Here is an 11,502-nt window from a genome sequence, read left to right on the forward strand (position 1 = left end):
GCGGAGTATGCGCGGTTGGTGGCCGAGTCGGGGCCGCGGTGGAGGTACCGGTTGTCCATTGCCGGCTGCGACATCGACGGCGGGCCTGCCTTGAGCGGGCACTGTATGGCCGCGGCGACCGCAGCATGCGCGGACAACACCGCCGAGCAGGGACGGGGACCGCTGTCGGACGTGTACCGCTGGTGGGTCGACGAGCACGGCGACCCGCTGCCCGCCGACGAGTGGCCCGAGGGGAGCTCGCCCGCGGGTGCCGAGGGCCAACAGCTCGTCGGCACGACGTGCCTGCCCAACCAGGTCCCGGGTGTGAGCCCGGTGCCGACGATCGAGATGATCGTGCAGGCCTTCCACGAGACGCGGTGGGCCAAGGCAGCCGTCGCCATCCAGCCGGAGGGCGACACGACCCTGGTCAACCTGCCGACCTTCTACCGGGTGGCCTGGTCCTCGGCCGGCTTCGAGCCCGGGGAGGTCGACACCGTCGACCCGTCCCGGATGCACGGCTACCGGGTCCAGATCCGTCCACGGCTGATCGGCTACCGGTACGACTTCGGGGACGGCGAGACGTTCGGGCCGACGGACTCGCCCGGCGGGACCTACCCGGACGGCGAGGTCGTGCACAGCTATACCCGCCCGGGCACCTACACAGCGCGAGTCGAGGTCACCCTCGCAGCCCACTTCCGCATCAACGGCGGCCCGTGGATCGAGATACCGGACCGGGTCACCGTTCCTCAGCCGGGCACCACCATCACGGTCAAGGAAGCCAAGGCCGTCCTCGTCCACCGCTGACCCGCCCCCAGCCCCCGACCTCCCCGAGCTCCCCGAGCCAGGCCCCCGAGCCGAATCCGAGCCGAATCCGCCGACGTGCCGGGTCCACTGCGGGGAGGACTGCCCGGTGGCTCCTCACGCACTGACCCGTCTGGCGGGTCAGTGCGTGAGGGCCCAGGAGGTTACGTGTCGTCCGACCGGGTCAGCGGACTCCCAGCCGGTCAAGGCCGTCGGCGAACCGGGCGACCGTGCCGTCCACGTCGGCGAGCTTGTCCAGACCGAAGAGACCGATCCGGAACGTCGCGAAGTCCGCGGGCTCACCGCACATCAGCGGCACCCCCGCCGCCGCCTGGAGACCGACCTCCCGGAACCGCGCCCCCGACTGCAGGCCGGGATCGTCCGTGTGCACGACGACGACGCCAGGGGCCTCGAAACCCTCGGCCGCCACCGAGGCGAAGCCGCGCTCGGCGAGCAATGCCCGGACCCGGGACCCGAGGTCGACCTGGGCCGCGAGCAGCGACTCCAGGCCACGCTCGCGTGTCTCGAGCATGAGCGCGACGTTGTGCGCCAGAGTGTCGGTCGGCATCGTCGAGTGGTAGGCAGCACGCCCTTCGAGGTAGCCCTCGGTGATCGACAACCACGTCCGGAGATCCATCGCGAAGCTCGACGAGTCCGACGCCGCGACAGCCGCGCGGGCACGTTCACCGAGCATGACGTAGCCGGCGCAGGGGGAGCCGCTCCACCCCTTCTGCGGTGCGCTGATCAGGACGTCCACTCCTGCGGCCTCCATGTCCACCCACAACGCACCGGACGCGATGCAGTCGAGCACGAAGAGGCCTCCGGCCTCGTGCGTGGCGGCGGCGACGGCCTCCACGTACTCGTCGGGCAGGAGCATGCCGGACGCCGTCTCGACGTGCGCGGCGAGGACGAGTCCGGGACGCACTCGTCGGATCGTCTCGACGACGTCGTCGACCGGCGCCGGTGACCACGCTGCATCGCGAGCCGGACCGTCAGGGCGGGCCGCACACACGGTGACGTCGCTTGCGATCGAGCCGGCGTCGAGGATCTGCGACCAGCGGTAGGAGAAGAAGCCGTTGCGCACGACGACCGCCGACCTCCCGCCTCCGAGCTGTCGCGCCACGGCTTCCATGGCGAACGTTCCCCCGCCCGGCACGACGGCCACGGCGTCGGCATGGTAGGTCGTTCGCAGCACGTCGACGAGGTCGTGCATGACGCCGACGAACCGCTCGGACATGTGGTTGAGGGACCGGTCGGTGAACACCACCGAGTACTCGAGAAGGCCACCCGGGTCCACGTCAGCACGAGGAAGTTCCATGGAGGTCAACCTAGGCCCAGCCGAGCCGGCCGTCGACGCACCCCCGGCACACGGCCCGATGCACCCCAGCACGCCGGTGCCCGTCACCCGCCCCTCAGGCGAAGAACGAGCGCATCGCGTCGATGACCCGCTGCTGGTCTCCATCGGTGAGGTCGGTGGAGCAGGGTAGGGAGAGCCCCCGGTCGAAGAGTCGATCCCCGACCTGCCCCCCGACGACCGGCACGTCCGCGAAGGGCGGCTGTAGGTGCAACGGCCGCCAGAGTGCCCGCGCCCCGACGCCGTGCTGCCCGAGATGGTCCAGCAGGTCGTCACGGCTTCGTCCGGCAGCCTCGGCGAGCAGGACGGAGTAGAGCCAGTAGGTCGCGTCGAGTCCCGGCACCCGCGGGGGCAGCTCGAGGGGCAGGTCCCGCAGCGCCTCGTCATAGCGCAGCGCGATCCGCCGCTTCGTGGCGACGAAGTCGTCCAAGCGCTCGAGCTGGGCGAGCCCGAGTCCGGCGGCGATGTTGGTCAGCCGGTAGTTGTAGCCGACCTCGTCATGGAGGTAGCCGACGTCCGGCACCTTGGCCTGGGTCGTCAGGTGGCGCGCCCGCGTGGCCAGTTCGTCGTCGTCGGTGACGATCATGCCGCCCCCGCCGGTCGTCGCGATCTTGTTGCCGTTGAAGGAGAAGCAGCCGATGCGACCGACGGTGCCGGTGTGCTGGCCGGCGAACCGCCCGGCGGACCACCCGGCGCCGAGGGACTCCGCGGCGTCCTCGAGGATCGCGATGCCGTGGCGCTCGCACGCATCGACGATCGGTCCGATGTCAGCGGGTTGGCCGAGGACGTGGACGACCTCGACGACCTTGGGCATCCGCTCGCCCGCAGCGGCCCGACGGTCGAGCTCGCCGGCGAGGAGGGCCGGGTCGAGGTTCCACGTCAGCCTCTCGGAGTCCACGAGGACCGGTCGCGCGCCGAGGTAGGCGATGGGGTTCACCGATCCGACGAAGGTGAAGTCGGCGCAGAACACCTCGTCATCGCGCTCGACGCCCAGGAGGATGAGTCCGATGTGAATGGCCGCGGTACCCGTCGCGCAGGCCACGGCGTGCTTGGCGCCGACCCGGTGTGCGAATCGGTCCTCGAACTCCGTCACGAAGGGCCCCACCGACGACACGTAGCCGGATTCGACCGCCTCGAGGACGTACTGCCGCTCCAGCGCGCCGACGTTGGGCACCGCCAGCGGGATCGTGCCGGCGACGCCGCGGGCCCCGGGTGCGTGTGCCTCGCGCGCGCCACTGCCCGCCTCCAGCCGCCCGCTCATCGGTGGTACCGCGCAGCGGTCTCGGGGTCCACGCGCGGACGCAACCACTCGGCGGTCCTCGCGAGTCCCTCCTCGAGGGACATGGTCGGGGCCCAGCCGAGGATCTCGTTGGCGCGGCTCGGGTCGGAGAGCAGGACCTGCACCTCAGATGCCTCCGGCCGGATCCGCGCCTGCTCGGTGACGATCTCCGCCGTGCTGCCGGTGACCTTGCGGCAGAGCTCGACGACCTCGCCCACCGACACGGTGCGGCCGGTGCCGAGCTGAATCGTCGTGCCGGGTGCCACGTCGGCGAGCGCGGCCCGGACGAAGCCGTCCGCGGTGTCGGTGACGAAGGTGAAGTCGCGTCGGGGCGTCACGTCGCCGAGTCGCACCTCGTCGGCGCCGGCGAGCAGCTGCGAGAGGACGGTCGGGATGACCGCACGCGCGGACTGTCTCGGGCCGAAGGTGTTGAACGGCCGCAGGGTCATGACCGGAGTCTCGAAGGAGAGGGCGTAGGACTCGCACAGCTTGTCCGCCGAGATCTTCGTCGCGGAGTAGGGCGACTGGCCCCGCAGGGGGTGGTCCTCGGTGATCGGCACCTGCTCGGGCGTGCCGTAGACCTCCGAGGTCGACGTGTTGACGAGGCGCGGCGTGCCGTGCCGTCGCACCGCCTCGAGGACGTTGAGCGTGCCGATGACGTTGGTCTCGACGTAGGAGCGGGGGGCCACGTAGGAGAACGGGATGGCGATGAGCGCCGCGAGGTGGAGCACGACGTCGACGCCCTCGACGGTGGCGGCGACGTGCTCTGGGTCGCGGATGTCGCCGAGCACGACCTCGGCCTGCCCGTCGCGCACGGCCTGGGCGAAGACGTCGCTCTCGTCGAGCCACCCCGCCTGACCGTTGGAGTTGTAGAGGCAGAATGCCCGCACCGTCGCCCCGTCGGCGAGGAGACGCTCGACGGTGTGACTGCCGATGAAACCGTCGGAGCCGGTCACGAGCACGGTCTTCCCGGCGATCGACGCGCCGATCGGTCGCGCGCTGATCTCGGGGGTGCGGTCCGGGTCGGAGGGCGCCTCTGGAGTCGTTGTCACAGTTGCCTTTTCGTGTGGGTTCATGGATGCCGTATGCCGCTGGGCCGGCATCCGCTCAGGTGTGGCCCTTGGCGCGGGCCAGGTCTGTCGGGGTGCCGACGTCGATCCAGTCGCCGCCGATCGGCCAGGCGGTGACGACCTCCCCCTTCGCGAGGCAGGTCTCGACGAGGTCCGGCATCCCGCTCGCGCGGCCCTCGGGCACCCAGGCGAGCGCGTGAGGCGCGACGGCGTAGACCGCGGCGTTGATGTCGAACGAGAGGGTCGGCTTCTCGGCGACGCGGACGACGCGGCCGCCCTCGGTCTGGACGACCCCGAAGGGGATCTCGTGCTGGTAGCTGCGGGTGGCCATCGTCATCGTGGCGCCCGTGCGGCGGTGCGTGCGGAGCAGGTCTCCGGCATCGAACTGGACCATGAGGTCGCCATTCATCACGATCACCGGGTCGGTGAGGTCGGGACGCTCGGCGCGAAGCAGCGCGAGGGAGCCGGCCGTGCCGAGCGGCCGGTCCGGGTCCTCGCGGAGGTAGCGGAGGGAGCAGCCCAGCCTCGAGCCGTCTCCGAGGTGCTCCTCGATCTGCTCGGCGAGGTAGTTGACGCTGATGTGGATGTCGCGGATCCCGTCGCCGACGAGGCCGAGGACGAGCCACTCGATGATGGACCGTCCTGCCACGGTCATGAGCGGCTTGGGCGTGTCGGCGGTGAGCTCGCCGAGCCGGGTCCCGCGCCCGCCCGCCATGATGACGGCGACGTTGGGCAGCGGCCGCGCGCCGACGACGTCGGAGAGCGTGTGCAGGCCGAGCAGGGTGCCGTCCGCTGCGACCTCGGGCACCGCGGAGACGTGCAGCGCAGTGAGCAGGTCGACGACGAGGGCGCGTGGCGAGCCGGCGGCCACGGTGTGCGGCGACGTCGTGGCGTGGTCGATGGCGCGCTCCTCGAGGCTCTTGCCCCGGATGACCGCGCGGCGCAGGTCGCCGTCGGTGAGCAGTCCGGCGAGCCGGCCGGCATCGTCGACGAGGAGGCAGACGCGGGTGCCGCTCCGGTCGATGACGAGCAAGGCATCGCGCAGCGTCGCCGAGGCCGGCGCGGTCGCTCGACGCAGCTCCTCGGCGGGCTCTGGCACTGTCACCGTGGCTCCTCCCCCTCTCGCCGACCGCTCGGCTCCGTCACGAACGCCGCCTGGTCGGCCCGTGATGCGGAGTCGACGAAGGGCTTGACCCGGCCGGCGTCCCCCGCCCTCCGCACGATATCGAGGATGCGCCGGCTCGCGTCGCCCGTGCCGTAGGGGTTGACCACGGAGCCGGCTCGTAACCGACCCTGAGGGGACACGGCCGCCCGGACGGCCTCCTCGACCGGCTCCCGGCCCTCGGCGGCGTGGATCACGTTGTCGCCCCGGAGCCGGCCGCGTTGGCGCTCCCCCACGTCGACCGCCGGCAGGCGGAGGGTGGCCGCCTCGATGACCCCGGATGACGAGTTGCCGACGACGACGTCGACCGAGGCGAGCACGCGAGGGTACTGCGCCCCGATGGCCTCGACGAAGCGGAACCTCGGCTCGGCCGCCGCGAGCGCCTCGAGCACCACGATGATCTCGTCACGGCCCTCGTCCATGCCGGGGTGGGTTCCGATGACCGTGCCGCAGACGGCGAGGGTCGCCTCGGCGGCCGCGCGCGCCCACTGCCCGACCGGGGCCGTCGCCTGCGCGGTCGGCGGGTGGTAGGTGAAGAGCGCGACGGGCCGCTCGACCCGCTCGACCCCGAGGAGCCGGGCCAGCTCCTCGTCGTCGAGCGGCGCCGCCTCGGCCAGCCGGTCCAGGCCGGGTGCGCCGGTGACGTGGACGCGTCCCTCGGGCTCGCCCATCTGCACGAGCCGCTGCGCCGCGTCGGGCGAGGCGACGCAGTGCTCGTCGCCGAGCTTGGTCACCGCGTGCCGGATCCGCTCGTCGACGGCACCCTCGGTGACCTCGCCGCCGTGGAGGTGGACGATGGGCACGCCGAGCAGGAAGGCCGGGGGCACGACATAGAGCAGCTCCCACCGGTCACCGAGGACGACGAGGGCGTCGGCCTCGATCGAGGCGAGCACCCTGCCCGCGGCGGACGAGAGCCGCGCCCCCTGCTCGAGCTGGGCGCTGACGGTCACCTCCGCCATCGGCTCGGCCAGACCGTGCACGACGGCGTCTCGGCTCGTCGCGGGCGGCAGGGCCTGCGCGAGGTCGTCAGCGGCATACATCACGCCGGTGAGCAGGTGGAGCGCGACATCGGGTGCCTCGGCGAGGACGGTGATGACGGGGGTGAGCGGACCGAGGTCCGCGCGGGTGCCGACGAAGACCGCGACCGTGCGTGCGTCGCCCATCAGACGCCCAGGTCCGCGTCCGTGATCGGCTCGCCCGCAGCGACGGCTCGCGCGACGACCCGCCCGCGAAGGTCGATCGCGGGGCTGATGCCGTCCTCCGGCCGGAGGAGCGAGAGGTGGGTCTCGTCGAGCACGGTCCCGGCGGGCAGGTCGACGGCCGCGTGCCAGGAGCGGCGGACGAGGACGGCGTTCTCCTGCTCGGAGGGCATCCGCCGCTTCACACCGTCGCCGAGAGCGCGCGCGAGCTGCTTCGTGGCGGCGACGTACTCGGCCAGGGCGTCCGGCTCGAGGCTGGCCAGGTGGTCGGGCCCGGGCAGGCGGCGGTCGGCCGTGAAGTGCTTCTCGAGGATCGGCGCGCCGAGGGCGACGGCCCCGAGCGCGGTCGTCAGTCCCGGGGTGTGGTCGGACCAGCCGACGGGGACGTCGTGGGCCGCGGACATCGCGGGGATCGCGCGCAGGTTGCACTCCTCGACGGGCGCGGGGTAGGCCGAGACGCAGTGGAAGAGGACCAGCCCCGGCGCCGCGGCGCAGGCGTCGACGGCTGCGGCGACCTCCTCCGCCGAGCCCATGCCCGTGGAGACGAGCAGGGTCACGCCGAGCGAGCTGAGGGTCCGCAGGTACGGCAGGTTGGTCAGCTCTCCGGAGCCCACCTTGAGCGCGGGGACCTCGAGCCCGACGAGCAGCTCGGCGCTCTCGAGGTCGAACGGGGTGGAGAGGAAGGTGATGCCGGCGTCCGTCGCGTGGTCGCGCAGCTCGGCCCACGCGGTCCGGGGCAGGGTGAGGGCCTCGAGGAGTGAGCGCTGGTCAGCGCTGCCTCCTCGGTCACGTTGGTAGGGCGTCGTCGCAGCCGTCGACGAGACGAGCTTGTCCGGCGAGAACGTCTGGAACTTCACGGCCTCGGCACCGGACGAGGCAGCGATGTCGACGAGGCGGTGGGCGAGGTCGACGTCGCCGTTGTGGTTGACGCCCGCCTCTGCGATGACGTAGACGTCGCCCTCGGTCGGGATGGTCACACCTGCGATGTCGGCGGCCCTCACGACGCCCCCTGGTCCCGTGCGGAGGACGACCCGGTGACCCGCGCCGGGATGCCCGCCACGGTGACACCCGCCGGGACGTCCCGGGTGACGACGGCTCCAGCGCCGATCGTCACGCCTGCTCCCACGGTGATCCCGGGCAGGACCCGCGCGCCGGAGCCGACAAGTGCCTCCGACCCGACGGTCGCGGCTCCGAGGAGCGCCGCACCGGGCGCGACGTGGGTGCCGTCTCCGACGACGCAGTCGTGCTCGACGTTGGCGCCCGTGTTGACGATGACGCCGAGGCCGAGCCGGGCAGCCGGGCCCACGTGCGCGTGCTCGAGGACGACGGTCCCCGGGCCGAGCTCGGCTCCGGGGGCCACCGTCGCCGTGGCCGCCACGACCGCCGGCGCGACCTCGGCGAGGCGTCGGCTCAGCGCCAGGCGTGGTCCCGGCGCACCGATCGCGACCACGGCCCGCAGCCCCCCGTCCAGCACACGATCGATGGCGCCGGCTTCGTCCGTGAGGTGCTCGACACGGTGCTCGGCGTTCCAGTCGCGGCCGCCGGCATCGCCGACCACGGCCACGACCGTCTCGCCGAGCCGTTCGAGCACATCGACGACCGAACGGGCATGCCCGCCCGCGCCGAAGACGACCCACCCCGCGCCGCGCGAGGCGTCACGCGCGCGCGGAGGGGGCTCAGCGGCATACGGCAGCTCACTCATGACGACCGCCCAGCGTGCCCGCGGCCTCGGCGAAGGCGTCGCCCACCCGCCTGACGTTGTCCGGCTCGAGCACCGCGGGGACGCGCGGCGGGTCGAGGACGAGCCCCTCCCAGGAGTTGCGGACGTAGTCGTGGACGAACCACTCGTCGATCTCGCTCTGGGTCGCGCGCAACGACTCCCAACCCCGATCCGCGACGAAGTCCACGAGGTCGTCGGGCGTGACGAGCCGGCGCACGTTGCCGAGCCCGCTCCACGGCATCTGCGCACCGGTCACGACGGGCAGCCCGAGCAGGCCCGCCTCGAGCCCCACGGTGCCCGTCGCGGTCACGGTGAAGAGGGCCTGCTTCATCAGCTCGCGCGAGTCGGCGAAGGGGTCGATCGTCGCGATGCCGGGGTGGACGTCGAACTGCGGCCAGTAGTCGGGGTCACGGCGCCACATGAAGTGCGCGTGCTCCTTGACGGCGACGCCGATCCCGAGCGGGGCGAGCGCGTCCGCGAGGACACGCGCCGTGTAGGCCTGGTCGCGCCACTCCTGCCCCATGACGTCGATGCTCGACTCCGGTTGGACCTGTAGCGGCAGGAAGACGAACCGCTCCGGGAGCGGGTCCCAGCGCCGGGTGGCGTACTCGCGCAGGTTGAGGCGGGCCTTGAGCGGGTTGAGCCACGGGAGGCGGGCGTAGTCGGACGGCTTGGGCAGCTGGAGGTTGGCGCCCCGGTCGACGGCGAACTCCCGCACCCGGTCGGAGGCAAGACGCCAGATCTCCTGACCCGACTCGACCTTGAGGTTGCGGGCGTAGCCCATCGGTCGGCCCTGCTCCGCCCGCCACGTGTCGATGAAGCGCTTGCCGGCATCGAGGGCACCGGGGTCGTCCACGGGACGCTCGAAGAGGGTGATGCCCCTCGGCGTGCCGATGAGCCCGAAGCGGTCGGACGGCAGCCGGATGCCGCGTGGCCACGTCGCGAGTCCCCCGTGGTGGGTGACGAGCCCCGCCGTGAGCAGCTCCGAGGTGACGGTGAACTCGGTGAGGGCGAGGACCGGTCCACGCCCCGCGATGGCCTGCTCGAGATGCTCCGCAGCGAGGTTGAGGAAGTTCATCGCCGTGTCGACCCGGTTGCGGCGGAGCGCGCGCTCGCTCACGAGGAGGTCGAGCACGTCGAGGCCCACCCCCGCGCACGCCCGTTTGAGGGCGGCGTGCGGGGCGAGGCCGCTGACGACGTCGGCCTTGCGGGCCGCGGCATAGGGCAGCCGCACCGTTGTGGCGAGCGGGGCGTGGCGCCGGACCCAGGCGAGGTTGGCGTCGGTGCGCACGACGAGGATGAGGTCCTTCGTCTCGAAGCCCGCGTGCACGAGGGCTGGGACGAGCAGGTCGTCGTAGCCGAGCCCCATGTGGACCAGCGGTGTCACCACGAAGGCGTCTCTCCTCGGGTCGGTGTCGTCGTTCGGGCCGTATGCCGCTGGGCTCGCTCCCCGATCAGGTGCGGTCGGGTGCGGGCGGGCGGCGTCGGCGGGGTCCCGATGTCTCGGGCGCTCGTCATCCTAGCCGCGCACCCCGCGCAGGACGCGGGGCGCGAGCGCGATCCCGACCACCGCCAGTCCGCCGGCGAGGACGAGCCGGACGGCTGCCCCGGTCCCGCTCGCAGGGAGCAGGGCTCCCGCGACGCTCGTTGCGGCCGCGGCCCCGGCAGCGGCCCAGAGCCACCTCGTGAAGCGAAGGGTGGACAGGGTCCTGGCGGCGTGGACGGTGAGGGCCATGAGCACGACGTAGGCGGCTGCCTTGGCTCCGGCGACGCCCGCGACCCCCAGCGGACCGCTGAGCCAGGCGCCGAGGGCGACGAGGACGACGACCGCGATCGCGGCAGCGGCGGCCAGGCGTGAGGTCCGCTCGTGGTCGAGGACGGCGAGCGAGGCGCCCTGGTAGACCATGTAGGCGATCGACACGACGGTGATGAGCCCCAGCGACGTCCACGTCGAGCGTTGCGGGAAGTCCGGCGCCATGAGACGCACGAGCCAGGGCCCGAGCAAAGCCACCCCCGCCGCGCCGACGCCGACGACGAGGACGAGGGACGTGCCCGTCCTGGCCGTCCACTGCCACCGGTCCACTTCCGACCTGGACAGGACGAGGGGCCCCCAGGCGTTGAAGAGCGCCACGGCGAGGACGAAGGGCATGTTCGCCAGCTGGAGTGCGACCTGGTAGCCGCCCGCCGCGGCCTCGCCCAGGAGCGCGTTGACGAGCAGGACGTCGCCCATGAGCAGACCGAGCATCGCCACCGCGTGCGGCAGGAGCGGAGCAGCGAGGCGGATGCCGGAGCGGACGCGCACCCGGGCGGCGGTCGGCAGCAGGGGCCGCCCGACGACGAGCGCGAGCCCGGCAGCCGCGACGAGCGCGAACGTGTAGGCCGTGAGGTAGGTCCGCGCGGTGCGATCGCCTTGGGCGGCGAACAGGCCCGCGGCGTGGGCCACGACGGTGGCGGCAACCGCCAGGACGAGGAAGTGGAGCGGACGCAGTCGGGCCCGCGCGAGGGTCTGGCCGGAGACGACCGTCGTCAGCGCGGCGGACGCCACGACGACGAGAGACCAGTGCCCGAAGTCCGCGCGCCCGGCGGCCGCGAGTGCCGCCCCGACGAGGACTCCCACGACGGCCACGCCGGCGGCGAGCAGCGCCATCGTCCCGGCGAGCGCCCTCCCGGCCGTCGGACCGTCCTGACCTCGGTGGTACTCCCGGAGGATCACCTGGGGGAGCCCGGCCGCCGCGATGGTGCCGACCATCTGGATGATGACGAGCGCGGTCGCGACCCTGCCGTACTCCGTGTCGCCGAGCAGGCGCGTCGCGAACGGCAGGATGAGCAGGATCCCGAGTCCCTGCAGGGCCGTACCGACGAGGTACACGACCGAGTGCCCCGCGAGCGAGCGCGTGGAGCCCGACTCGTGGGCCGTGGCCTCGGGGTCGCTCGTCAC

General features: G+C 72.7%; 10 protein-coding genes. 1 reads left to right on the plus strand and 9 read right to left on the minus strand.

Annotated features, from left to right (window positions below; translation table 11 throughout):
* Window positions 1-783: PKD domain-containing protein (locus LOY02_RS14805; RefSeq protein WP_317183132.1), on the plus strand; the 783-nt coding region annotated here is incomplete at its 5' end.
* A gap of 181 nt (window positions 784-964) precedes the next feature.
* Here the strand turns inward: LOY02_RS14805 and LOY02_RS14810 are convergent.
* The 9 genes from LOY02_RS14810 to LOY02_RS14850 all read right to left on the minus strand — a co-directional run.
* On the minus strand, window positions 965-2,098 hold the full coding sequence (locus LOY02_RS14810) for an alanine--glyoxylate aminotransferase family protein (RefSeq protein WP_317183133.1): 1,134 nt from the start codon (window positions 2,096-2,098) through the stop codon (window positions 965-967).
* A gap of 94 nt (window positions 2,099-2,192) precedes the next feature.
* On the minus strand, window positions 2,193-3,395 hold the full coding sequence (locus tag LOY02_RS14815) for a DegT/DnrJ/EryC1/StrS family aminotransferase (RefSeq protein ID WP_317183134.1): 1,203 nt from the start codon (window positions 3,393-3,395) through the stop codon (window positions 2,193-2,195).
* Window positions 3,392-4,465, minus strand: a complete 1,074-nt coding sequence (locus LOY02_RS14820) for an SDR family NAD(P)-dependent oxidoreductase (protein ID WP_317183135.1) — start codon at window positions 4,463-4,465, stop codon at window positions 3,392-3,394. The genes LOY02_RS14815 and LOY02_RS14820 overlap by 4 nt, the downstream gene beginning before the upstream one ends.
* 55 nt (window positions 4,466-4,520) lie before the next feature.
* Window positions 4,521-5,588: a nucleotidyltransferase family protein gene (locus tag LOY02_RS14825; protein WP_317183136.1), complete on the minus strand. Its 1,068-nt coding sequence runs from the start codon at window positions 5,586-5,588 to the stop codon at window positions 4,521-4,523.
* Window positions 5,585-6,808 carry a UDP-N-acetylglucosamine 2-epimerase gene (gene neuC, locus LOY02_RS14830; RefSeq protein ID WP_317183137.1) on the minus strand — a complete coding sequence of 408 codons (1,224 nt, stop codon included), beginning with the start codon at window positions 6,806-6,808 and terminating at the stop codon, window positions 5,585-5,587. Before neuC ends, LOY02_RS14825 begins: the two co-directional genes overlap by 4 nt.
* Entirely contained in the window at window positions 6,808-7,821 is a 1,014-nt protein-coding gene (locus tag LOY02_RS14835) for an N-acetylneuraminate synthase family protein (RefSeq protein ID WP_317183138.1), read from the minus strand. The genes neuC and LOY02_RS14835 overlap by 1 nt, the downstream gene beginning before the upstream one ends.
* 20 nt (window positions 7,822-7,841) lie before the next feature.
* Entirely contained in the window at window positions 7,842-8,546 is a 705-nt protein-coding gene (locus tag LOY02_RS14840; RefSeq protein ID WP_317183139.1) for a NeuD/PglB/VioB family sugar acetyltransferase, read from the minus strand.
* Entirely contained in the window at window positions 8,539-9,954 is a 1,416-nt protein-coding gene (locus tag LOY02_RS14845; RefSeq protein WP_317183140.1) for a hypothetical protein, read from the minus strand. Before LOY02_RS14845 ends, LOY02_RS14840 begins: the two co-directional genes overlap by 8 nt.
* A 129-nt stretch (window positions 9,955-10,083) precedes the next feature.
* The coding region (locus LOY02_RS14850; protein ID WP_317183141.1) for a lipopolysaccharide biosynthesis protein at window positions 10,084-11,502 on the minus strand (1,419 nt) is incomplete at its 5' end.

This window comes from Intrasporangium sp. (assembly GCF_032907665.1).
Lineage (GTDB): Bacteria > Actinomycetota > Actinomycetes > Actinomycetales > Dermatophilaceae > Intrasporangium.

Excerpts from the sequence above, each read along its gene's own strand:
- neuC (WP_317183137.1), bottom strand. The coding sequence starts at position 6,808 with ATGGGCGACGCACGCACGGTCGCGGTCTTCGTCGGCACCCGCGCGGAC.
- LOY02_RS14840 (WP_317183139.1), bottom strand. The coding sequence starts at position 8,546 with ATGAGTGAGCTGCCGTATGCCGCTGAGCCCCCTCCGCGCGCGCGTGAC.
- LOY02_RS14810 (WP_317183133.1), bottom strand. The coding sequence starts at position 2,098 with ATGGAACTTCCTCGTGCTGACGTGGACCCGGGTGGCCTTCTCGAGTAC.
- LOY02_RS14815 (WP_317183134.1), bottom strand. The coding sequence starts at position 3,395 with ATGAGCGGGCGGCTGGAGGCGGGCAGTGGCGCGCGCGAGGCACACGCA.